Below are 22,269 nucleotides of genomic sequence, written 5' to 3' on the forward strand. Positions count from 1 at the left end.
GTGCGTTCCAAGGTCTGTTACCACGCGGTCGACTCGCACACCGAGGGCATGCCGACCCGGGTCATCACCGGCGGGGTGGGCGTCCTGCCCGGCGCCACGATGGCCGAGCGACGGCAGCGGTTCATGGCGGAGCGGGACGGGCTGCGCACCCTGCTCATGTGCGAGCCGCGCGGACACGGGGCCATGTCCGGAGCGATCCTCCAGCCCCCGACCCGGCCGGACGCCGACTTCGGCGTGCTGTTCATCGAGGTCTCCGGCTGCCTGCCCATGTGCGGCCACGGCACCATCGGCGTGGCGACGGTCCTGGTGGAGACGGGCATGGTCGAGGTGGTCGAACCGGAGACCCTCATCCGCCTCGACACCCCCGCCGGCCTCGTCACGGCACGGGTCGCCGTGCGCGACGGCCGTGCCGAGTCCGTCACCCTGGAGAACGTCGCCTCCTACAGCCACGCGCTGGACCAGGCCGTCGAGGTCGAGGGGTTCGGCCCGGTCCGCTACGACATGGCGTACGGCGGCAACTTCTACGCCATCGTGCGCACCGAGGACCTCGGCATCCCCTTCGACCGGGCGGAGAAGGGGCGGCTGCTGGAGGCGGGCCTGGCCGTCATGGGGGCGATCAACGAGCGGAACCCGGTGGTCCATCCGGAGAACCCCGCGATCGACGTCTGCCACCACGTCTACCTGGAGGCGCCCGGCTCGACCGCCGAACACTCGCGGCACGCCATGGCGATCCACCCCGGCTGGTTCGACCGCTCGCCCTGCGGGACGGGGACCAGCGCCCGGATGGCCCAACTGCACGCGCGGGGACAGCTGAAGGCGGGACAGGACTTCGTCAACGAGTCCTTCATCGGCTCCCGCTTCACGGGCCGGATCCTGGCGGAGACCACGGTCGGCGGCAGACCCGCCGTACTGCCCTCCGTCACCGGCCGCGCCTGGATCACCGGGACCGCGCAGTACCTGCTCGACCCCACGGACCCCTATCCGACGGGATTCACCGTATGACGGCCGACCCGAACACCATGCCGATCGGGACGGCGTGCACCGAGCCGAACGGGGCGGCGTGCGCCGGGCCGATCGCCACGGTTGACTGGCGCACCGGGGGTGAACCGTTCCGGATCGTGCCCAAGCCCCCGTCACACCCCGGGGACGCCCGGCTGTCCGGCGTCTACGGGACGGTGTTCACCGAGGAGGCAGCCGCCCCGGTCGAACGGTCCGCCACGGTCCAGGGCCGCCCCGCGGTCGCCCCGGCCGTCACGGGAACCGCCTACGCCACCGGAGCGAGCCGCTTCACCGTCGATCCCGACGACACCCTCGTACCCGGGTTCGTGCCGCGATGACGGTGACGCTCGACGCCGCGGACGTGTTCGCGCTCGGCCCGGCCGGGGCCGTCGCCGCGATCCGGGCGGCGCTGGCCGGGGGGCTCGAACCGGACGGCGACGTGACCCGGGCGATCGTGCCGCTGGCCCACGGCCAGGGGCTGCTCATGCCCTCGGAGCACGACGGCTGGTACGGAGTGAAGGTCGCCACCGTCGCGCCCGGCAACGCCGCGCGCGGGCTGCGGCGGGTCAACGCCACGTATCTGCTGCACGACAGCGCCACCCTGACACCGGTGGCGCTGCTGGACGGGGTGGCGCTGACGACCCTGCGCACCCCCGCCGTCTCGGTCGCGGCCTGCCTGGACCGGCTGCGCGCGCTCGCCGACGGGAGCGGGGGGCTGCGCCTGGTGGTCTTCGGCGCCGGCCCCCAGGGCGAGGGGCACGTCGCCGCGGTACGGGCCCACGTACCGGTGGCCGACGTCACGGTCGTCACCCGGCGCGGGGGGCCCGTGCCCGGCTGGGCGGACCGGAGGCTGACGGCGGGCGGCGGGGGAGTGGCGGCCGCGGTGCGGCGCGCGGACATCGTCGTCACCGCGACGTCCGCGCGCGAACCGGTGGTCGACGGACGGCTGGTGCGTGACGGCGCGGTGGTGCTGGCGGTCGGCTCGCACGAACCGGACGCGCGGGAGCTCGACAGCGTGCTGATGGGGCGTGCCACCGTCCTGGTGGAGAGCCGCGCGACCGCCCTCCGCGAGGCGGGCGACGTCGTCATGGCGGTCCACGAGGGCACGCTCGCCCCGGGCGACCTCGTCACCCTGGCGGACCTGAACGGCTCTACGGGCGACGTCCCGGCGGATCGCCCACTGGTCGTGAAGACGTGCGGGATGGGCTGGCAGGACCTGGTCGTCGCCGTCGCGGCCCACCGGCGGAAGGAGGGGATGGAGGCGAGGGAGGCGATGCCGGGGGAGCGGGGCTGAGAGTCCTGCCGACGCCGGCACCCATCCGTGCCCCTCGCGGGGTCGTTACGTCAACGCGCGCCGCCTCGCGCGGACTTCGGTGTCACCATGCGCGGCGTTCCGCGGGACCCTGGCGAAGCCACGTCATGCCGCCTCGCGTGGGCCGCTGCCGCAACGCACGTCACTCCGCAGCGATTTCGGCGTCACCATGCGCGGCCCTGCGTCAACATGCCCGGTCCCGGCCGCTCTTCGCGTCAGCGTGCGCCGAGTTTGCGCGGCGGCGTGGCGCGTTCGGCTTCCCGCTTCCGGTCCGCCCACAGGGTCCGCACATGCGCGAGATGGCGGCGCATGTGCTCCTCGGCCCCCTCCGCGTCCCCCGCGATCATGATGTCCAGGAGTGCGGTGTGCTCCCGCGCCGAACCCACCAGCGACCCCTCCTGGGACAGGTCGGTGAGCCCGTAGAGCCGGGAGCGCTTGCGCAGGTCGGCCACGGTCTCCACCAGGCGCGCGTTCCCGGCGAGGGCGAGCAGGTCGAGATGGAAACGGCGGTCCGACTCCAGGTAGGCGATCAGGTCGCCGTCCTGCGCGGCGGTCACGATCTCCTCGGCCACCGGACGCACCGCCTCCAACTGCTCGCGGGAGGCGGTGCGGGTCACGCGGCCGATGGTGGGGATCTCGATGAGGGCACGGATCTCGGTGTACTCGTCCAGGTCACGCTCGGAGAGTTCGGTGACGCGGAACCCCTTGTTGCGCACCGCCTCGACCAGGCCCTCGCGGGCCAGATCCAGCATGGCCTCGCGCACGGGCGTGGCGGAGACGCCGTACTCGGCGGCGAGCGTGGGCGCCGAGTAGATCACGCCGGGCTGGAGTTCCCCCGCGATCAGCGCGGCACGCAGAGCGTTGGCGACCTGGTCGCGCAGATGCTCCTGCACCGAGATGAGTTTGCGGGACTTCAGCTCACTCATGCGTTCCCCTTCAATGATGTGGCACCGCACTATACAATGTCACGTTGCGCGGCGCCTCATCGGTCATCCGAGGTCAGCGCTGTCAGCTGCCCAACAGGCGGGCCTTCCACGCCTCGACGCCGTCGATCACGTCTCCTTCGAGGGTCTTCGGGGCGAGGGGGGATGCCGTGGCGGCGGGCGGCTGAGCATCCGTCAGCCCTCGTACCGCTGGTGCTTTCGTACCGCTGGGCGGTTCACGTCGTGGACACGTTTCGGTAACGGGATGACGCACCGCTTGGCTGTGCAATTTCACATTACTATGTTACGGGTCACACCACATGGATGTGGGCGCGATCTTCCCGGCCCACTCCGCTCCCACTCCACTCCGCTTCGCTTTCCGCAAGCAGTCGCCCGCCGGGCCGCTCGGCCGCCCGGATCACCGGGCCCCTCCCGGGCCGCTCCTTTCCTCCCGGCCTGTCCCCGCGTTCGTCCTCCCGGCCCGTTCCCGCTTCTGCCCCCCCGGCCCGTTCCCGCTTCAGTCCTCCGGCCCGATACCGCTTCTGCCGCGACCCTTCCCCGTACGAGGAGTGCACCCATGTCCCGTCGCACCCGGATGCTGTCCGCATCCCTGAGCACCTCGCTCGCCCTGGCCCTGCTGGGCGCCTGCACCACCCAGGGAGCTGACGACCGAGACCCGGACGAGCGACAGCCCGGTGTGGCGACCGGCACCGTCATCGGCGGCACGCCGAAACGGGGCGGCACCCTGACCGTGCTGTCCAACCAGGACTTCGCCCACCTGGACCCGGCCCGCAACTGGGTCATGCCGACGATGGACTTCGGCACCCGGCTGATCTACCGCACCCTGACCACCTTCCGCGCCGAACCCGGGAAGAAGGGCAGCGAGATCGTCCCCGACCTCGCCACCGACCTCGGCAGATCCTCCGACGGTGGCCGCACCTGGACCTTCACCCTCAAGCCCGGCCTCGTCTACGAGGACGGCACCCCGATCCGGGCCCGCGACATCAAGTACAACGTCGAGCGGTCCTTCGCCCCCGACCTCGCCGGCGGACCCGACTACGCCCAGCGCTATCTGGCCGGCACCGAGGGGTACGCCGGCCCGCTGGACGGCAAGCACCTCGACTCGATCCGTACCCCCGACGACCGGACCATCGTCTTCTCGCTGCGCAGACCCGTCGCCGAGTTCTCCTACACGGTCACGCTGCCCACCTTCTCGCCCGTGCCCGCCTCCCGCGAGAAGGGTGTCCAGTACGACCTGCGGCCCTTCTCCTCCGGCCCGTACCGCATCGAGAGCTACGCACGCGGCAAGAAGCTGGTGCTGGGCCGCAACACCCACTGGGACGCGGCGACCGACCCGGTGCGCAAGGCCTACCCCGACCGCATCGTCGTGATCCAGGGACTGAAGGGCGGCCAGATCGACGACCGGATCATCGAGAGCGCGGGCGCCGACGCCTCCGCGGTCGAGTGGTCCGACCTCCAGCCCTCCAGCGTCGCCAAGGTCCTGCCGAAGCCGGAGATCCGGCAGCGGCTCTCCGCCGAGCGCACCGGCTGTACGGACATGCTCGCGCTGAACACCTCCCGGGCGCCGTTCGACGACCCGAAGCTCCGCCTCGCGATGCAGTACGCCGTCGACAAGGAGGCCCAGGTGACCGCCAACGGCGGCCCGGCCCTCAACGACGTCGCCACCGCCTATCTGCCGCCGTCCCTCACGGGCGGCCGTGCCGCCGCCCCGGTCCACGGCGGGCCGGCCACCGGTGATGTGAAGAAGGCCCGGAAGCTCCTGGCCGATGCCGGCAAGGGCGACGGCTTCGACACCACCATCACCGTGTCCACCGGGGACAAGACCCGCGCCGAGGCCCTCCAGCAGAGCCTGGCCCGGGTCGGCATACGCCTGCGGATCGAGACCGTCGACCCCTCCGTCTACTACGACACCATCGGGGACACCGCCAACGCCCCCGACATGGCCATCAGCGGCTGGTGCCCGGACTACCCGTCCGCCGCCACCTTCCTGCCGTTCGTCTTCGACGGCCGCACCATCAAGCCCAAGGGGAACCAGGGCAACGTCTCCCAGTTCCGCGACAAGACCGTCGAGCGCCGCATGGACGAGATCGCCGGGATGGCCGACGCGACCGCCGCCAACAAGGCGTGGACCGCGCTCGACCGGGAGATCCAGCGCACCTCCCCGGCCGTCCCCCTGCTCTGGGAGCGCAAACCGCTGCTCGTCGGCGACAACATCGCCGGGGCCTTCGGACACCCCTCCTGGACCGGCCAGTTCGACTTCGCCGTGATCGGTCTCAAGGACCCGTCCCGAAGCAAGGGCTGAGGGGACGAGGACGCATTCCCATGAGCATCGTCACCACCCCGGCCACCGGACCGGGCGACACCCCGACAGCCGGCGGACCCGGCTCACCCGCCCCGCCCGACGCCCTCTGGCGGACCACCTGGCGCCGCCTGTGGGGCGATCGGGGCAGCCGGACCGCCCTGCTCGCCGCCGCCCTGCTGATCCTGGTCGCCCTCACCGCGCCCCTGCTCAGCCGCATGGGCGGCTGGTCGCCCACCGCCTTCGACGCCGACGCCATCGACCCCTACCTCGGCGGCCTGCCCCACGGCGCCCTCGGCGGCATCAGCGCCGAACACTGGCTCGGCGTCGAACCGGTCACCGGCCGCGACCTGTTCGCCCGCGTCGTCCACGGCGCGCAGGTGTCCCTGCTGATCGCCTTCGCCGCCACCGCGATCGTCGTCGTCACCGGCACCGCCGCGGGCATCGCCGCCGGCTACTTCGGCGGGCGCGTCGACACCGTACTGAGCCGGCTGATGGACCTCACCATGTCCTTCCCCTCGCTCATCTTCATGATCGCCATGATGTCCGTGGCCCAGGACGTCAACCGGGTCGTGCTGATGACCGTCGTCATCGGCGTCTTCGGCTGGCCCGGCATCGCCCGCGTGGTGCGCGCCGAGGCGCTCTCCCTGCGCAACCGCGAGTTCGTCGAGGCCGCCCGCGCCTGCGGCAGCGGGCCCTGGCGCATCCTCACCCGGCAGGTGCTGCCCAACATCTCCGGACCCGTCATCGCGTACACCACGCTGCTGATCCCCGGAATGATCAGCACGGAGGCGGCGCTCAGCTTCCTCGGGGTGGGCGTGCGCCCGCCCACCCCCTCCTGGGGCCAGATGATCGCCGAGGCCGTCGCCTACTACGAGACGGACCCCATGTACTTCATCGTCCCCAGCGTCTTCCTCTTCGTCGCCGTCCTCGCCTTCACGGTCCTCGGTGACGCGCTGCGCGACATCCTCGACCCCCAGGGAGGACGCCCGTGATCGCCTACCTGGTCCGCAGACTCCTCGGCGTGGCCGGCGTCCTGCTCGCCATCTGCGCCGTCACCTTCGTGATCTTCTACCTGCTGCCCGCCGACCCCGCCTCGGCGGCCTGCGGCAAGACGTGCAGCCCCGAACGCCTCGCGGAAGTACGCCACTTCATGGGCCTCGACCAGCCCGTCTGGCGGCAGTTCGGCGACTACCTCATCGGGATCTTCGCCGGCCGCGAACTGGGCAGCGGCCCCCACGCGCTGCAATGCGGCTTCCCCTGCCTCGGCTACTCCTACGAGAACGCCCTGCCGGTGTGGGACCTGCTGATGGACCGCCTGCCCGTCTCCGTCTCCCTGGCCTTCGGCGCCGCCGGCCTGTGGCTGGTGCTCGGGCTGAGCGCCGGGGTGACGGCCGCCCTGCGCAAGGGCGGGCTGCTCGACCGCACCCTGATGGTCGGCGCGGTCGCCACCGCGTCCCTGCCCGTCTACTTCACCGCGGTGATGCTCCTGTACGGCCTGGTCCGGCTGACCGGTCTGCTGCCCTACCCCTCCTACGTCCCGCTCACCGACGACCCCCTCGCCTGGGCCGCCAACCTGCTGCTGCCCTGGATCGCCCTGGCCCTGCTCTACGCCGCCATGTACGCCCGCCAGAGCCGCAGTTCGATGATCGAGACGATGGCGCGGCCGTACATCAGGACCGCCCGCGCCAAGGGCCTGCCCGCCCGGTCCGTCGTGGTCAAACACGGACTGCGGTCCGCGATGATGCCGGTCCTCACGCTCTTCGGCATGGACCTCGGCGCCCTGCTGGCCGGAGCGGTCATCACCGAGTCCATCTTCGGCATCCCCGGCGTCGGCAGGCTCTTCTACGACGCCCTGCAACGCTCCGACCAGCCCGTCGTGCTCGGCGTCACCCTGCTCGCCGCCTTCTTCATCGTGGCGGCCAACGTCGTCATCGACCTCCTGTACGCCGTCGTCGACCCGAGGGTGAGGAACTGACGTGCCGCCCACCACCGAACCGGACCACCCCCTGCTGCGCGTCCACGACCTGCGGGTCGCCTTCGACACCCCCACCGGAACCGTCCAGGCCGTCGACGGGGTCTCCTTCACCGTGGAGGCCGGCCGCACCCTGGGTCTCGTCGGCGAATCCGGCTCCGGCAAGTCGGTCACCTCCCTCGCCGTGATGGGCCTGCACCGCCGGGCCCACGTGAGCGGATCGATCACCCTCGCCGGACAGGAGCTCATCGGCCTGACCGACCGCCGCTTCGGCCGGCTGCGCGGTCGCCGGATGGCCATGGTCTTCCAGGACCCGCTGTCCGCGCTGCACCCCGCGTACACCGTCGGCGAACAGATCGCGGAGGCCCACCGCCACCACTTCGGCAGCGGCCGGCGCGTCGCACGCAGACGAGCCGTGGAGATGCTCGGCGAGGTCGGCATCCCCGAACCGGCCCGCCGGGCGGGGGAGTACGCGCACCAGTTCTCCGGCGGCATGCGCCAGCGCGCCATGATCGCCATGGCCCTGTCCTGCGAACCCGAACTCCTCGTCGCCGACGAGCCGACCACCGCGCTGGACGTCACCGTCCAGGCGCAGATCCTCGAACTGATCGCCCGGCTCCAGCAGGAACGCGGACTCGGCGTCCTGATGATCACCCACGACCTGGGCGTGGTCGCCCGCGTCGCCCACGAGGTGCTCGTCATGTACGGCGGGCGCGGCGCCGAACAGGCCCCGGTGGACGAGCTGTTCCACAGCCCCGCGCACCCCTACACCCGTGGCCTCCTGGACTCCCTGCCCCGGCTGGACGACCCGGACGACGCACCGCTGCGCGCGATCCCCGGCTCCCCGCCGTCACCCGGCGAGCCGAGACCCGGCTGCCCCTTCGAGCCGCGCTGCCCCCGGGCGGCCGCCGCCACCGCCCCGGAGCGGGCCCGCTGTGCCGGGGAGAGCCCCCGTCCCGGGGCGGTGGCCGGCGGCGGCCGGCTGGTCGCCTGCCACCTGCCCCTGCCGGCCGCCCCGACCGCCCCGCACCCCGGTCCGCCCGGCGGGGCCCCCGTACCGGCCGAGGAGGCCCGATGAAACCCACGCTCTCCCAGTCCCCTCTCCCTACGGCGCGTTCCACGGAGGCTGGAGCCGCGCCCCTGCTGTCCGTACGCGGTCTGGTGAAGACGTTCCCCGGGCGCCGCGTCCTGGGCCGCGCCGCCGCTCCGGTCCGCGCGGTGGACGGCGTCGATCTGGAGCTGGGCGCCGGGGAGACCCTGGGGCTGGTCGGAGAGTCCGGCTGCGGCAAGTCCACCACGGGCCGGATGCTGGTCCGGCTCCTGGAACCCACCGCGGGAACCGTCGAGTTCGAGGGCCGCGACATCACGCATCTGTCCCAGCTCGAGCTGCGGCCGGTCCGGCAGCACCTCCAGATCATCTTCCAGGACCCCCACGCCTCCCTGAACCCCCGGCAGACCGTGGCCAGGATCATCTCCGAACCCCTGCTCGTACAGGGGGCCACGGTCGGGGCGGCCCGGGACCGGGCCGCCGAACTGCTCGACCTGGTGGGGCTGGGCTCCGAACACCTGGACCGGCACCCGTACCAGTTCTCCGGCGGCCAGGCCCAGCGCATCGGCATCGCCCGCGCCCTGGCGACCGGCCCCCGCCTGATCGTCGCCGACGAGCCGGTCTCCGCGCTCGACGTGTCCGTGCAGGCCCAGGTCGTCAACCTGATGGAGCGTCTGGGCGAGGAACTGGGCCTGTCGTTCCTCTTCATCGCCCACGACCTGTCCGTCGTGAAGCGGGTGTGCGACCGGGTGGCGGTGATGTACCTGGGCCGCATCGTCGAGATCGGCGACAAGCGCGAGCTGTACGACAGGCCGGCGCACCCCTATACCCGGGCGCTGCTCTCGGCCGTCCCCCTGCCCGACCCGGCGGCGGAGCGCCGCCGGGAGCGGATTCTCCTGCTCGGCGACCCGCCGAGCCCGGCGTCGCCGCCCAGCGGCTGCGGCTTCCATCCGCGCTGCCCCAAGGCGCAGGCCGTGTGCCGCACCGAGCGGCCGCTGCTCCAGGTCGTGGGCTCCGGCGCGCGTACGGCGGCCTGCCACTTCCCCGAAACGGGCTGAGAGGCTCCTGCGGCCCGTTCCACCCCCGGCGGGCCGCCTCCGCCCGCTGGGCCACCCCTCCCCGCCGGGTCGCGTTCACCTGAAAGTCGTATCGGATTCGGTCACATGACTTCCCAGTGGTGTGTGACCTGTGCCATTGTACATGTCACAGGGCGTGGGCATGTCAACTCCGGACATCGACCCCATTCCGTCCGGCCGACAGTGCGGCACGGCATGGCACGGCACGACAGCACCCCCTGTCCCACGCCCTGTACATCCCATCGGTCACGCATGCGCGTGCCTCCGATCCCTCATGGGAGGAAAAAACGTGAGAACCACACTCGTCCGCCGAGGTGTGGGTGCCGTTCTGCCCCTGGCTCTGGCCGGGGCGATGAGCGTCGCGCTGCTCGCGCAGCCGGCCCAGGCGCAGCCGAACACCCCTTCGGCCGCCACGGCATCGAACGCGTCCCAGCCGTCCCGCCCCGCCGGGTCGGCCGACCCCGCGCCGCAGGCGCAGCAGTCCCCCACCTCGGACACCGGCCACCAGGCCAAGGACCGGTTGAAGGCGTCCCAGCTCCCCCCGCTGAGCGCCGACAAGTCCCCCCTGAAGGAGGCCTACGGGGAGCACGACGCCCCGTCGAAGCAGAGTGCCGGCAAGACGTCCTCGGCGAAGGCGGCCGCCGCGTGCGACCCGGCCGACTTCACCGGACGCACCGGAAGCGAGCTGGTGCGCTTCATCAGGGCGTCCACCACGGACTGCGTGAACACCCTGTTCGGCCTGACCGGCAGCAACGCCCAACTGGCCTTCCGCGAAGCCCAGATGACCTCCGTGGCCTACGCGCTGCGCGACAACGCCGCCTACTACCCGGGTGACGGCAGCACCGGCATCCCGCAGCTCGTGCTGTACCTCCGCGCCGGGTACTACGTGCAGTGGTACAACCCGGACGTCGTCGGACCGTACGGGCCCACCCTCCGGACCGCCATCCGCTCGGGCCTCGACGCGTTCTTCGCCAGCCCCCGGTCGCGCGATGTCACCGACGACAACGGCGACACGCTCTCCGAGGCCGTCATCCTGATCGACAGCGCCCAGGAGAACGCCCGGTACATCGCCGTCGTCAAGCGGATGCTGGCCGCCTACGACTCCTCCTGGAACGCGTCCTCACGGATGCTCGCCGCGCTCAACAACGTGTACACGGTGACCTTCCGGGGCCACCAGGTGCCCGCGTTCGTCAGCGCCGTCGAGTCGGACCCGAGCCTCATCGACTCGCTGCACCGCTTCGCCGCCGACCACCTCACGCTGCTGGAGGGCGACCACGCGTACCTGACCTCCAACGCCGGACGGGAACTGGGCCGCTTCCTCCAGCACGCGAGCCTGCGGGGCAAGGTCCGGCCGCTGGCCACCGCCCTGCTCCGGGACACCTCCATCACCGGCCCCACCGCCCCGCTCTGGGTGGGCATAGCGGAGATGGCCGACTACTACGACAAGGCGAACTGCGCCACGTACGGCGTCTGCGACCTCCAGGAGCGCCTGAAGCGCGAGGTCCTGCCGGTCCGCCACACCTGTAGCCCCAGCATCCGCATCCTGGCCCAGCAGATGACGTCCGCCGAACTGAGCGCCAGCTGCACCAGCCTCATCGAGCAGGACGCCTACTTCCACCGGATCGCCAAGGACAACGGCCCGGTCGCCGACGACAACAACACCGCCATCGAGGTGATCGCCTACGACTCCAGCGCCGACTACCAGACCTACGCCGGCGCGATGTACGGGATCGACACCAACAACGGCGGCATGTACCTGGAGGGCGACCCCTCCGTCGTGGGCAACCAGCCCCGCTTCATCGCCTACGAGGCCGAATGGCTCCGGCCGGACTTCCACATCTGGAACCTCAACCACGAGTACACCCACTACCTCGACGGCCGCTACACCATGTACGGCGACTTCGCCGACAACATGACCACCCCCACCATCTGGTGGGTCGAGGGCTTCGCGGAGTACATCTCCTACCACTACCGCGAGGAGCCCTACACCGCGGCGATGACCGAGGCGGGCAAGGGCACCTACGCGCTGAGCACCCTGTTCAGCACCGACTACAGCCACGACACCACACGGGTGTACCGCTGGGGCTACCTCGCCGTGCGGTACATGCTGGAGAAGCGCCCCGCCGACCTGGACAAGGTGCTCGCCCACTACCGCGCCGGCGAGTGGAGCGCCGCCCGCACCTACCTCACCAGCACCATCGGCACCCGCTACGACAGCGACTGGAGGACCTGGCTCGCCGCCTGCGCCGCCGGTGACTGCGGTGGCGGCGGCCAGCCGGGCAACAAGGCCCCCACCGCCGAGTTCACCGCCGAGGTCAAGGACCTGACGGTCACCCTCACCGACCGCTCCACCGACGCCGACGGCACCATCGCCTCCCGCTCCTGGGACTTCGGCGACGGCACCACCTCCACGCAGACCAGCCCCGCCAAGACCTACCGCGCCGCGGGCAGCTACACCGTCCGCCTGACCGTGACCGACGACAAGGGCGCCACGGCCACCACCACCCGGACGGTCACCGTGACGGGCTCCACCGTCGGCGAGTGCACAGCCTCGGACATCCGCGTGCTGGGCAAGAACTGCCGCCGCAGCAACCTCTCCGCCACCACCGGCAACTACGCCTACCACTACCTCTACATCCCGGCCGGCACCACCCAGCTGAAGATCACCGTCAGCGGAGGCACCGGCGACGCCGACCTCTACTACAGCAACGCCAACTGGGCGACCACCGGCGCCCACACCAACCGGGCCACCGGTGCCGGCAACTCCCACACCCTGACCATCAGCAACCCGCCGTCCGGCGCCAACTACATCAGCCTCCACGCGGCGGCCGCCTTCAGCGGGGCCACCGTCACCACCGAGTACTGACCCGCCGCTTCATCCCCCGGCCGGGGTCGGCGCCATCGGCGCCGGCCCCGGCCCGGCCGTGTCTCCCGCGACCCGGACACGAGCCCGGCAGTGCTCGGCGGTGGACGTCCAACGGGTCCTGGGGGCGGGCGATCGTCGGCCGAAGGGCGTTGTCAGTGCCTCCCCATAGAGTCGGAAGCACCACTCGGGGGAGCACCGGGGAGCACTGGACGAAGGAGCAGAACCATGTCCGCCAACAGGATCCAGCACAAGGTGAATCACGTCGCTCTGGTCGTGGACGCCTCGGGTTCCATGTACCAGCACCAGAGTCAGCTCATCCGTGTCGTGGACGAGTTCGTGGCGGGGCTGAAGGCCGAGTCGGACAGCCTCGGCCATGAGACGCGGATCAGCCTCTACTCCTTCGACCACCGGGTGGAGAACCTGGTCTGGGACATGGACGTGAAGCACCTTCCGTCCATGCGAGGGCTCTACAAGGTCAACAACGGCGCCACCGCCCTCATCGAGGCCTCACTGAAGTCCCTGGACGACCTGGGGCACATCTGGGAGGAGTACGGCGAGCACAGCTTCCTCCAGATCGTCGTGACGGACGGCGAGGAGAACGCCTCGGGCGGGGACCGCAGGCACGACGGCGACATGACCATCCTCGGCCCCTGGCTCGACCGGATCACCGCGAAGATGAACGGGCTCCCGGGGCACTGGACCTCCGCGATCCTCGTTCCGAACTCCCTGGCGAAGCGCACCGCCCAGAACTACGGCTTCCCGGCCGGCAACATCGCCATCTGGGACGCGGACTCCCAGAAGGGCGTCGAGGACGCGATCGGCACCGTGCGCGCCGCCGCCACCAGCTTCCTGCGCGGTCGCGAGCAGGGCGTGCGCGGCACGAAGAACCTGTTCGCCGTCGGCCAGGACATATCGGTCGACGACGTGCGGGCCAACCTCGAACCGGTCGCGGCCGACAAGTACCGGCTGCTGAAGGTCGACAAGGAGATGGAGATCCGCGCCTTCGTCGACTCGCATCCGGGCGTCACCTACGAACGCGGCTCCTGCTACTACCAGTTGGGCACCCGGGTGCAGGTGCAGCCCGACAAGGAGGTCATCGTCGTCGAGAAGGACACCGACCGCGCCTATACGGGCGAGGCGGCGCGGAACCTGCTGTTCGGCGCCGGGGTCCGGGGGACCGTCTCCGTGAAGGCCGGCAACAACCCCAAGCTGGAGGTCTATGTGCAGAGCCGTTCGGTGAACAGGAAGCTCAAGGCCGATACGCGCCTGCTGATCATGCTCTGACCTCGTCCGGTGTCCCGGTCCGTGGTTCAGCCCGAGGCCGCCGGTGCGGAGGTGTCCGTCGCGACCGAAACGGCGAGCAGGCCCAGGGCGGTGCCCATCAGGTAGCGCTGGGCGCGGAGCCAGGAGGGGCGGCGGGCGAGGAAGACGGCGATGGCCCCCGCCGCCAGGACGATGCCCAGGTTGACGGTGAGCGCCACCGCGATCTGGACGGAGCCCAGCACGAAGCCCTGGAGGAGGATGTTTCCCGCCTCCAGGCTGATGAACTGCGGGATGAGGGAGAGGTACATGATGGCGATCTTCGGATTGAGCAGATTCGTCATCAGGCCCATCGTGAACAGCCTGCGCGGGGAGTCGCGCGGCATGTCCTCATCGGGGGCGAAGACGGACACGCCCCCGGGCCGCAGCGCGGCCCAGGCCAGATAGGCCAGATAGCCCGCGCCGGCCAGCTTCACGGCCACGTACAGCTCGGGCACCGCCAGGAAGACCACCGACAGGCCGAGATTCGTGGCCAGCAGATAGACCAGGAACCCCACGGCCACGCCGCCCAGGGACACCACTCCCGCACGCCGCCCCTGGGTGATGCTCCGGGAGACGAGATAGATCATGTTCGGACCCGGGGTGAGCACCATGCCCAGGGCAACCAGCGCGACCCCCAGCACCCCGCTCGGCTCAACCATGCTCGTCCGCCGCTCTGTTCCTGGGGCGCCGGATGGTCCGGCCGCCGCGTACCGATCGCTCGGCTCGGTGCAATCGGAGTCTAGGTTCGCCCTTCTTCTCGGTTCAATAGATGACATTGCACTCGGTGTAATGCTGTGCTTCGATGCCGTTCACCAGGGAGGTGGAGCCCGTGAAGGATTTCCGGTCCGTCGCCGACGCCGTGGCGGCGGAGATCGCGGCCGGTCGGCTCCGGGAGGGGGAACGGCTGCCTCCGCAGCGGGAGTTCGCCCGGCGGCACGCCATCGCCGACTCCACCGCCGCCCGCGTCTACCGCGAACTGGCCCGCCGGGGCCTCACCGTCGGCCAGGTCGGCCGAGGCACGTTCGTCAGGGAAGCGCCCGGCGCTCCCGCCCCCGCGCCCGCGCTGTCCGAGCCCGCGGACAGCCGGGTCGACCTGGAGCTCAACCACCCCGTCGTCCCCGAGCAGGCCGGGCTGCTCGCCGCCGGCCTGGAGAAGCTGGTGCGCTCCGGCCATCTGGAGTCGGTGCTCCGCCCGGTCGGGGCCGCCGGTACCCCCGCCGCCCGCGAGGCGGCCGCCGACCTCCTCACGCGCGGGCGATGGCGGCCCGACCCGGAGCGGATCCTGTTCGCCGGGAACGGCCGGCAGGCCCTCTCCGCTGCCGTCGCCGCGCTGACCCGGCCGGGCGCCCGGCTGGGTGTCGAGGAGTTCACCTATCCGGTGCTGAAGTCCATCGCCGCCCGGCTCGGCGTCACCCTCGTTCCCCTGGCCATTGACGAGGACGGCCTGGTCCCGGAGGCGGTGGAGGAGGCGCACCGGGCGGATCCGCTGCACGCCGTCTACGTACAGCCGGTCCTCCACAACCCGCTGTCCCTCACCATGCCCGCGCGGCGGCTCGACCACCTGGCCGATGTACTGCTGACCTCCGGTATCTCTGCGGTCGAGGACGCCGTCTGGGCCTTCCTGAGGGACGATCTGCCGCCGCTCGCCTCGCGGGCCGCCGAGCGGACCGTCCTCGTCGACAGCCTCTCCAAACGTCTCTCCCCGGGGCTGTCCCTCGGGTTCGCCGTCGCCCCCGAGGCGATGGCGGGCCGGGTCGCGGGCGCCCTGCGCTCCGGAGGGTGGACGCCCATGAGGTTTCCCCTGGAGGCGATGGTGCGGTGGCAGGAGGACGGGGTCGTCGCCACGCTCGTACGGGCGAAGCAGCGGGAGGCCGGGGCGCGGCAGGAGCTCGCCCACCGCCACCTCGGCGACTTCCGCACCCGCGGCGCCCCCTCCTCGTACTACCGCTGGTGGGAGCTGCCCAGCCCTTGGCGCGCGGACACCTTCGTCGCCGCCGCCGCACGGCACGGCATCGCGGTGACCCCGGCAGCGGCGTTCTCCGCGGGCCGCCCCCGGGGCCCGCAGGCGGTCCGCCTCGGCCTGGCCTCACCCACTCGGGAGGTCCTCTCCCGGGCCCTCGCGACCCTCGCCGACCTCGCCCGGTCGGCGCCGGACGAGTTCGCGGGGGAGTGAGGGGGCGGCCCCCGACGGCGTCCGGTCAGGCAGTCGACGCCGTCATTCGCCGCAGCCCCGTGTACTGGAGCGCGGTGTAGACCGTCACGATCAGGGCGCCGATCAGCAGGAACACCACCCCGAACCCGTTGAGCGGCACGAAGTCGGCGAAGGCCGTCACCACGCACCCGACCGCGCACAGGGCGTTCACCGCGACGACGGTCCTGGCCAGGGCGGGCGGGATCACCGGGTAGCCGGCGATCAGGGCGAGGCAGGCCGCCCCGCCGATCTGGAAGATTCCGAACGCCACGGCGAAGGACACCGGCATCCCCGTCGCGGAGCCGAGCGGCCCGGCGGCAGCGACCAGCACGACGCCCATCACGGCGGTGCTCACGCTGTCGACGCGCAGCACCAGGCGGAGGAACCGGTCGGCGTCCCGCGCGGGGGCCACTGTCGCGGACGGGGTGAGGGTGTACGTCATCTCGGATCTCCTTCGGCCGGTGGGGTCGGTGACACCGTGCCACGCCCAGGGGGCCGTACTCCATGACCTCCCAGGTCATGGACGCGTGGCCGGCGGCCCGCGGATACGGTGAGGTCATGGAGACCGAAGAACCGCCCCGGGTAGGCCTGTTGCTCCGGGAGTGGCGCCGCCGCCGCAAGCTCAGCCAGCTCGACCTGGCGCTGCGGGCCGATTCCTCGACCCGGCACCTGTCCTGCGTGGAGACGGGCCGTGCCCGGCCGAGCCGGGAGATGGTCCTCCGGCTCGCCGAGCACCTCGACGTCCCGCTGCGGGACCGCAACGGCCTGCTGGTGGCCGCCGGTTACGCACCCGCGTACCGGGAGTCGCCGCTCGACAGCGAGCGGATGGCCATGGTCCGCTCCGCTGTCCGGGCGATGCTGGCCGGCCACGAGCCGTACCCCGCCGCCGCGATCGACCGGATCTGGAACATCGTCGACCGCAACGACGCGATGTCCCTCCTGCTCGGCACCGTACCGCCGCATCTGACGGAGTCGGGCGGCAACGTGATGCGGCTGATCCTCCACCCGGAGGGCCTCGCCTCCCAGTGCCTGAACTTCGCCCAGGTCCGTGCCCATGCCCTCGGTAGGCTGCGGCACCAGGTCGACACCACCGGCCACCGCGATCTGCGGGAGCTGTACGAGGAGGTGTCCGCCTACCCGGCCCCGCCGGACCTCGACGCCGACCCCGGCCCGGTGGACCCGACGGGCATCGTCGTGCCGTTGCGTATCCGCACGCCGCTCGGCGACATGGCGTTCTTCAGCACGATCGCCACCTTCGGGGCGCCCGCCGACGTGACTCTCTCGGAACTCGCCGTGGAGTCGTTCTTCCCGATGGACGAGCAGACGGACACCTTGCTGCGTGCCCTGGCGGCGATGGGTGGCGAGGGTCAGTGACGGGACGCTCCCGAGCCTGAGCGAGGCCCTCCGTGCGGGTGAGCGCGGAAGGCCCGGCCGTCGGTCCGCATCTGCTGTGCCCGCAACCGGCCCGCCTGCTCGATCAGCAGCCCGTCCGCGTTCTCGGTGGGTCCGCGACGCCCGCGCCGGACCAGCACCACCGCGCACCACACGGCCGCCCCGCCCAGTCCAGCCATCAGTGCGACGAACGCCCCCATGGAATCCCGCTCTCATCCGCTTCGGTCGGACCCGTGCGTGTGATTCTTTCTGTCCTCGTTCCCCTGCCGCAAGGCCGCCCCTCGGTTGACTTCATACCCCTGGGGGGTATCTTGGGTGGTGAGTGGTCGCGCCTCGGCGACCTCGACGAGGGAGTGGGTCATGCAAACCGGTCTCAAGATCACGGCCTTCGCCGCAGGGCTCGCGGCGACCTTCGGGTCGGCGTACGCGGTGGGCGGGGCGCTGGATCCCGCCGTCGCCGCCAAGGAGTCGTCCCATCAGGACGGTCATGGCGCGAAGGACCGCCCGGCCATGGAGAAGGGGGCGGAGCGGAAGGGTGCGGGGGAGGACCCGGAGCTGCCCGGCGGTCTGCAGATCTCCCAGGGGGGCTACACCCTCGATCTCGCCACCCCGCGCGTGGAGGCGGGCGAGCCCGCCGAGCTGCGCTTCGCCGTCGTGGACGAGGGCACCTCCCGCAAGGTGACGGCGTTCCGCCGTGAGCACGACAAGGAACTGCACCTGATCGTGGCGTCGAGCGATCTCACCATCTACCGGCACCTGCACCCCGAGCGGGCCGCCGACGGCACCTGGGCCACCCCCGTCGAGCTCCCCGAGGCCGGCGGCTACCGGATCTTCGCCGACTTCACCCCGGACGTGAAGAACGCCGAGGGCATCACCCTGGGCGCGGACCTCGCCGTATCGGGCGACGCGCGCCCCGAGGCGCTGCCGGACGCCGAGCGGACGGTGACCGTCGACGGGTACGAGGTGACGCTCGACGGTGCGCTGCGCTCCGGCGCGGGCAGCGAGCTCAAGCTGGAGGTCGAGAAGGACGGCAAGCCGGTCACCGACCTCCAGCCCTACCTCGGCGCGTACGGCCACCTCGTCGCGCTGCGCGCCGGTGACCTGGCATATCTCCACGTCCACCCGAACGGCGAGCCGGGCGACGGGCGGACGAAGCCCGGGCCCGAGGTCTCCTTCACCGCGACGGCCCCGAGCAAGGGGGCCTACCGCCTCTTCCTCGACTTCCGGCACGAGGGGAAGGTCCGTACGGCCGCCTTCACCGTGCACGCCGGGGGAGCGGCGGCCGGGGAGCCCGTGCCGGAGGGCGAGGAGTCCGCCGAGCACGGGCACTGAGCGCGGCCTGTCCGTCCCGGGCGGGCCGCATAACGATCGGCACACGGGCGGAGCCCGTACGGGCGGGAGGGGTCCACCGGCGGTCCCGGCGAGCAACAGCCCTGTCCCCGGGGGCAGTCCACGGATCTGCTCCGCCCCGGGGCGGCGTGCCGAGGAGGGGCGTGAGGCCCGCCGGGCCCGCTGCGCGGCCCTGGTGACCCGTGCTGCGGGAGGGGGGCTTGTTGAGACGGCGAGACCTCTGGCTTAGGCTTGCCTAACCTTCATTGCCCGGTCAACCTGAGGACCCTCCATGCTCGGCTTCACCCGCGTGCGCCGCCACACCCTCGCCGCCACGGCCACCACCGTCGCGCTCGCCGTCACCCTGGTCGGCTGCTCCTCGGACGGCGACGGCGACAAGGACGGGGCGAAGGACTCGGCCAAGAGCAGCGGCGCCTTCCCCGTCTCGATCAAGAGCTCGCTCGGCACCGCGAAGATCGAGGAGAAGCCCGAACGCATCGTCACCCTCGGCCAGGGTTCCGCCGAGACCGCGATAGCCCTTGGTCAGACCCCGGTCGGCATCGAGAGCTACCCCTGGGGCAGCGACAAGTCCGGCTACCTCCCGTGGATCAACGAGGCGGTCAAGAAGTCCGGCGACGAACTCCCCAAGCAGTTCACGGGCGGCGAGGAGATCGACTTCGAGGCGATCACCGAGCTGGAGCCGGACGTCATCCTCGCCCCCTGGTCGGGCATCACGCAGAAGCAGTACGACGTCCTCAAGGACATCGCCCCCACGGTCGCCTACCCCGAGCAGGCGTGGAGCACCGACTGGGACCAGCAGATCGACATCATCGGCAAGGCGCTCGGCCGGACCGAGGACACGGACGGTCTCAAGACGAAGATCGAGAAGCAGCTCGCCGACGCCGCGGCCACCCGGCCGAACTACAAGGACGTCACCTTCTCGTACATCTACAACTCCGGCCCCGGCACCCTCGGCGTCTTCAAGCCCGAGGAGCAGCGCGTCAAGATGGTCTCCTCGCTCGGCCTGAAGGTCGACCCGGTCGTCAACGGCTTCAAGGAGACCCCCGGCACCGACTCCGCCCTGATCGGCCTGGAGAACGCCGAGAAGCTCAAGGACAGCGACCTCGTCTTCACGTTCTACACGGACGAGAAGAACCGCAAGGAGATCGAGGGCCAGAAGCTGTACGGCGCGATCCCCGCGATCAAGAAGGGCGCCGTCGTCGCGAGCAACGACAACTCCTTCGTCACCGCCTCCTCGATCATCAACCCGCTGACCGTGCCCTGGACGATCGAGCGCTACCTGCCGATCATCGACGAGGCCATCAAGGCCGCCGGCAAGTAAACTCCCGCCCGGTATCCGAACCGCCGAGCCCACGAGGCACACTCCACCCCATGGCAACCACCACGGTCGCACCGCCGAGCGGCGCCGGTACCTCCCGTACCGGCGCCGCTCGGCCGGCGTTTCTCCTGCTCCTCGGCCTGGCCGCGCTGACGGCGCTGGCCCTCGCCCTCTGCGCGAGCGTCATGTTCGGCAGTCGCAGCACCTCGCTCGGTGATGTCGTCGATGTCCTCAAGGGCACCGCCGACCCCAACATCACCGTCATCATCGAGAGCCGCTACCCCCGGACCGTCCTCGGCGTCCTCGCCGGACTCTGCCTCGCGGTCGCGGGCACCCTCATGCAGGGCGTCTCGCGCAATCCGCTGGCCGAACCGGGCCTCCTCGGCATCAACGCCGGCGCCTCCGCGAGCATCGTCGCCGCGACCGCCTGGCTCGGGGCCTCCGGCGCCACCGACACGATGTGGTGGGCGTTGCCCGGAGCGCTGGTCGCCGGCGTCCTCGTCCACGTCATCGGCTCCGCCGGTACGGGGACGAGCGTGGTGCGCCTGGTGCTCGCCGGAGCCGTGCTCACCGCCGTGCTCATGGCGTTCATCCAGGCGGTGACCCTCAGCAAACCGCAGGTGTTCGACAGCTACCGCTACTGGGTCGTCGGAGCGCTCGGCGGCCGGGACTTCGACGTCTTCTGGTCCGTCCTGCCCTTCGCGGCGCTCGGTTTCCTGCTCGCTCTCGTCCTCGGCCCCGGCCTCAACGCCCTGGCCCTCGGCGACGCCACCGCCATCGCCCTCGGTTCGCACCCCGGGCGGACCCGGGGCGGCGGACTGCTCGCCGCCACCCTGCTCAGCGCCGCCGCGACCGCGGCCGTCGGTCCGATCGCCTTCGTCGGCCTCGCCGTCCCGCATGTCGTACGCGCCCTGGTCGGCGTCGACTTCCGCGCCCAGATCCTCTTCTCCGCCCTGCTCGGCCCCACCCTCCTGCTCCTCGCGGACGTGGTGGGCCGGGTCGTCATGCGCCCCACCGAACTCATGGTCGGCGTCGTCACCGCCTTCATCGGCGCGCCCGCGCTGCTCATCGCCGTACGCAGGATGCGGGGCACCTCATGACCGTCACCGGACAGACCGCCCCCGCACGCAAGGCTCCCCGGGCCCCCCGCGGCTATCTGGTCGTCGGCCGCACCGTGGCCATACCCATGCGCCGGGCCTCCGTGTTCGCGGGCGCCGGGCTCTTCGTCCTCCTTCTCGCGGCCGCCGTCACGACGCTGGCCTGGGGGCGCCTCGGCATCGACCTCGCCGACCTGCCCGCCGCGCTCGTCGGTGATGCCGAGGGCAAGGACCGGTTCGTCTTCAACCGGCTGCGCGGGCCCCGCCTCACCGTCGCCATCGGGGTCGGCGCGGCGCTCGGCGTCTCCGGCGCGCTGTTCCAGTCCGTCACCCGCAACCCGCTCGGCAGCCCGGACGTCATCGGGCTCTCCGCCGGAGCCGGCGCGGGCGCCGCGATCTGCGCCCTGATGTTCCCCGACACCGTCCCCGTCGCCATCGGGGCGCTCCTCGGCGCGATCCTCGCGATGGCCCTCGTGTACGTCTCCACCGGCACCGGCTTCCGCAACCCCGCCCGGCTCGTCATCGCCGGGATCGGCGTCGCCGCGATGGGCGCGGCCGTCACCCAGTACGTCGTCTACGCCCTCGAACGCGACAAGGCCTCCGTCCTCACCGCCTACGTCAACGGCAGCCTGACGGCCCGCTCCTGGACCGACGCCACCACCATCTGGCTGGTCCTGCTGGCCGCTGCCCCGCTGACCGCGCTGATCTCCCGGCGGCTCGACATCGGCGAGATGGGCGACGACATCGCCGAGGGGCTCGGCTCCGAGCCGAAGAAGGCCAAGACCCTCGCCGTGGTCCTGGCCATCGCCCTCTCGGCCGCCGCGGTCAGCGTCTCGGGCCCCATCGCCTTCATCGCCCTGACCGCGCCCCAGATCGCCAAACGCCTCACCCGTGGCTCCGGCCCGCACCTGCTGCTCTCCGCCCTCACCGGCGGCCTGCTGCTGGTGCTCGCGGACCTCTGCTCCCAGCAGCTGGTGCTCTTCGACGACCTGCCGGTCGGCATCTACACCATGGCGATCGGCGGCGCGTACCTCGGCTATCTGCTGGTACGGGAATGGCGCAAGGGCGTGCTCTGAGTGGCGCGGGACGGTGACGACTGG

The 22,269-nt window shown here is 71.6% G+C and carries 19 protein-coding genes; 16 read left to right on the forward strand and 3 right to left on the reverse strand.

Annotated features, from left to right (window positions below; all coding sequences use genetic code 11):
• From PSQ21_RS28840 to PSQ21_RS28850, 3 genes are read left to right on the forward strand one after another with little or no spacing between them, the layout of a single operon-like run.
• Positions 1-1,002, forward strand: a complete 1,002-nt coding sequence (locus PSQ21_RS28840) for a proline racemase family protein (protein ID WP_274034209.1) — start codon at positions 1-3, stop codon at positions 1,000-1,002.
• Complete coding sequence (locus PSQ21_RS28845) at positions 999-1,337, forward strand: proline racemase family protein (RefSeq protein ID WP_274034210.1); 339 nt, start codon at positions 999-1,001, stop codon at positions 1,335-1,337. The genes PSQ21_RS28840 and PSQ21_RS28845 overlap by 4 nt, the downstream gene beginning before the upstream one ends.
• On the forward strand, positions 1,334-2,293 hold the full coding sequence (locus PSQ21_RS28850; RefSeq protein WP_274034211.1) for an ornithine cyclodeaminase family protein: 960 nt from the start codon (positions 1,334-1,336) through the stop codon (positions 2,291-2,293). Before PSQ21_RS28845 ends, PSQ21_RS28850 begins: the two co-directional genes overlap by 4 nt.
• Positions 2,294-2,526: 233 nt before the next feature.
• Here the strand turns inward: PSQ21_RS28850 and PSQ21_RS28855 are convergent, their stop codons facing one another.
• On the reverse strand, positions 2,527-3,237 hold the full coding sequence (locus tag PSQ21_RS28855; RefSeq protein WP_274034212.1) for a GntR family transcriptional regulator: 711 nt from the start codon (positions 3,235-3,237) through the stop codon (positions 2,527-2,529).
• 574 nt (positions 3,238-3,811) lie between these two features.
• Here PSQ21_RS28855 and PSQ21_RS28860 point away from each other — a divergent pair.
• The 7 genes from PSQ21_RS28860 (at position 3,812) to PSQ21_RS28890 (ending at position 13,803) form a co-directional block, all read left to right on the forward strand.
• Positions 3,812-5,557: an ABC transporter substrate-binding protein gene (locus PSQ21_RS28860; protein WP_274034213.1), complete on the forward strand. Its 1,746-nt coding sequence runs from the start codon at positions 3,812-3,814 to the stop codon at positions 5,555-5,557.
• A gap of 20 nt (positions 5,558-5,577) precedes the next feature.
• Positions 5,578-6,549, forward strand: coding sequence for an ABC transporter permease (locus PSQ21_RS28865; RefSeq protein WP_274034214.1), 972 nt, complete (start codon positions 5,578-5,580; stop codon positions 6,547-6,549).
• The gene (locus PSQ21_RS28870) at positions 6,546-7,532 is read left to right on the forward strand and encodes an ABC transporter permease (protein WP_274034215.1); all 987 of its coding nucleotides are present in this window, start codon (positions 6,546-6,548) and stop codon (positions 7,530-7,532) included. The genes PSQ21_RS28865 and PSQ21_RS28870 overlap by 4 nt, the downstream gene beginning before the upstream one ends.
• 1 nt (position 7,533) lies before the next feature.
• A complete protein-coding gene (locus PSQ21_RS28875; RefSeq protein WP_274034217.1) occupies positions 7,534-8,607 on the forward strand; it encodes an ABC transporter ATP-binding protein in 1,074 nt (357 codons plus the stop codon).
• Positions 8,604-9,635, forward strand: a complete 1,032-nt coding sequence (locus PSQ21_RS28880) for an ABC transporter ATP-binding protein (RefSeq protein ID WP_274034218.1) — start codon at positions 8,604-8,606, stop codon at positions 9,633-9,635. The genes PSQ21_RS28875 and PSQ21_RS28880 overlap by 4 nt, the downstream gene beginning before the upstream one ends.
• Before the next feature lie 370 nt (positions 9,636-10,005).
• Positions 10,006-12,519, forward strand: a complete 2,514-nt coding sequence (locus tag PSQ21_RS28885) for a collagenase (RefSeq protein WP_274035995.1) — start codon at positions 10,006-10,008, stop codon at positions 12,517-12,519.
• A 225-nt stretch (positions 12,520-12,744) separates the two neighbouring features.
• Positions 12,745-13,803, forward strand: coding sequence for a vWA domain-containing protein (locus PSQ21_RS28890; RefSeq protein WP_097869783.1), 1,059 nt, complete (start codon positions 12,745-12,747; stop codon positions 13,801-13,803).
• A 26-nt stretch (positions 13,804-13,829) separates the two neighbouring features.
• Here the strand turns inward: PSQ21_RS28890 and PSQ21_RS28895 are convergent, their stop codons facing one another.
• Positions 13,830-14,480 (reverse strand): LysE family translocator, encoded by a 651-nt coding sequence (locus tag PSQ21_RS28895; RefSeq protein ID WP_274034219.1) that lies wholly within the window; start codon positions 14,478-14,480, stop codon positions 13,830-13,832.
• 170 nt (positions 14,481-14,650) lie between these two features.
• Here PSQ21_RS28895 and PSQ21_RS28900 point away from each other — a divergent pair, with 170 nt between their 5' ends.
• Complete coding sequence (locus tag PSQ21_RS28900; protein ID WP_274034221.1) at positions 14,651-15,994, forward strand: aminotransferase-like domain-containing protein; 1,344 nt, start codon at positions 14,651-14,653, stop codon at positions 15,992-15,994.
• 25 nt (positions 15,995-16,019) lie between these two features.
• Here PSQ21_RS28900 and PSQ21_RS28905 read toward each other — a convergent pair whose 3' ends face one another.
• Positions 16,020-16,454 (reverse strand): hypothetical protein, encoded by a 435-nt coding sequence (locus PSQ21_RS28905; protein ID WP_274034223.1) that lies wholly within the window; start codon positions 16,452-16,454, stop codon positions 16,020-16,022.
• Between the two features lie 116 nt (positions 16,455-16,570).
• Here PSQ21_RS28905 and PSQ21_RS28910 point away from each other — a divergent pair, with 116 nt between their 5' ends.
• The 5 genes from PSQ21_RS28910 (at position 16,571) to PSQ21_RS28930 (ending at position 22,245) form a co-directional block, all read left to right on the forward strand.
• The gene (locus tag PSQ21_RS28910) at positions 16,571-17,386 is read left to right on the forward strand and encodes a helix-turn-helix transcriptional regulator (protein ID WP_274034225.1); all 816 of its coding nucleotides are present in this window, start codon (positions 16,571-16,573) and stop codon (positions 17,384-17,386) included.
• A gap of 378 nt (positions 17,387-17,764) precedes the next feature.
• A complete protein-coding gene (locus PSQ21_RS28915) occupies positions 17,765-18,736 on the forward strand; it encodes a hypothetical protein (protein WP_274034227.1) in 972 nt (323 codons plus the stop codon).
• 289 nt (positions 18,737-19,025) lie between these two features.
• A complete protein-coding gene (locus PSQ21_RS28920; RefSeq protein WP_274034229.1) occupies positions 19,026-20,075 on the forward strand; it encodes an iron-siderophore ABC transporter substrate-binding protein in 1,050 nt (349 codons plus the stop codon).
• A 50-nt stretch (positions 20,076-20,125) separates the two neighbouring features.
• Positions 20,126-21,172 carry a FecCD family ABC transporter permease gene (locus tag PSQ21_RS28925; RefSeq protein WP_274034230.1) on the forward strand — a complete coding sequence of 349 codons (1,047 nt, stop codon included), beginning with the start codon at positions 20,126-20,128 and terminating at the stop codon, positions 21,170-21,172.
• Positions 21,169-22,245: a FecCD family ABC transporter permease gene (locus tag PSQ21_RS28930; RefSeq protein WP_274034231.1), complete on the forward strand. Its 1,077-nt coding sequence runs from the start codon at positions 21,169-21,171 to the stop codon at positions 22,243-22,245. Before PSQ21_RS28925 ends, PSQ21_RS28930 begins: the two co-directional genes overlap by 4 nt.
• Positions 22,246-22,269 lie beyond the last annotated feature (24 nt).

It is taken from the genome of Streptomyces sp. MMBL 11-1, assembly GCF_028622875.1.
Lineage (GTDB): Bacteria > Actinomycetota > Actinomycetes > Streptomycetales > Streptomycetaceae > Streptomyces.

Excerpts from the sequence above, each read along its gene's own strand:
- PSQ21_RS28845 (WP_274034210.1), top strand. The coding sequence starts at position 999 with ATGACGGCCGACCCGAACACCATGCCGATCGGGACGGCGTGCACCGAG.
- PSQ21_RS28850 (WP_274034211.1), top strand. The coding sequence starts at position 1,334 with ATGACGGTGACGCTCGACGCCGCGGACGTGTTCGCGCTCGGCCCGGCC.
- PSQ21_RS28855 (WP_274034212.1), bottom strand. The coding sequence starts at position 3,237 with ATGAGTGAGCTGAAGTCCCGCAAACTCATCTCGGTGCAGGAGCATCTG.
- PSQ21_RS28860 (WP_274034213.1), top strand. The coding sequence starts at position 3,812 with ATGTCCCGTCGCACCCGGATGCTGTCCGCATCCCTGAGCACCTCGCTC.
- PSQ21_RS28865 (WP_274034214.1), top strand. The coding sequence starts at position 5,578 with ATGAGCATCGTCACCACCCCGGCCACCGGACCGGGCGACACCCCGACA.
- PSQ21_RS28880 (WP_274034218.1), top strand. The coding sequence starts at position 8,604 with ATGAAACCCACGCTCTCCCAGTCCCCTCTCCCTACGGCGCGTTCCACG.
- PSQ21_RS28885 (WP_274035995.1), top strand. The coding sequence starts at position 10,006 with ATGAGCGTCGCGCTGCTCGCGCAGCCGGCCCAGGCGCAGCCGAACACC.
- PSQ21_RS28890 (WP_097869783.1), top strand. The coding sequence starts at position 12,745 with ATGTCCGCCAACAGGATCCAGCACAAGGTGAATCACGTCGCTCTGGTC.
- PSQ21_RS28895 (WP_274034219.1), bottom strand. The coding sequence starts at position 14,480 with ATGGTTGAGCCGAGCGGGGTGCTGGGGGTCGCGCTGGTTGCCCTGGGC.
- PSQ21_RS28905 (WP_274034223.1), bottom strand. The coding sequence starts at position 16,454 with ATGACGTACACCCTCACCCCGTCCGCGACAGTGGCCCCCGCGCGGGAC.
- PSQ21_RS28910 (WP_274034225.1), top strand. The coding sequence starts at position 16,571 with ATGGAGACCGAAGAACCGCCCCGGGTAGGCCTGTTGCTCCGGGAGTGG.
- PSQ21_RS28915 (WP_274034227.1), top strand. The coding sequence starts at position 17,765 with ATGCAAACCGGTCTCAAGATCACGGCCTTCGCCGCAGGGCTCGCGGCG.
- PSQ21_RS28920 (WP_274034229.1), top strand. The coding sequence starts at position 19,026 with ATGCTCGGCTTCACCCGCGTGCGCCGCCACACCCTCGCCGCCACGGCC.
- PSQ21_RS28925 (WP_274034230.1), top strand. The coding sequence starts at position 20,126 with ATGGCAACCACCACGGTCGCACCGCCGAGCGGCGCCGGTACCTCCCGT.
- PSQ21_RS28930 (WP_274034231.1), top strand. The coding sequence starts at position 21,169 with ATGACCGTCACCGGACAGACCGCCCCCGCACGCAAGGCTCCCCGGGCC.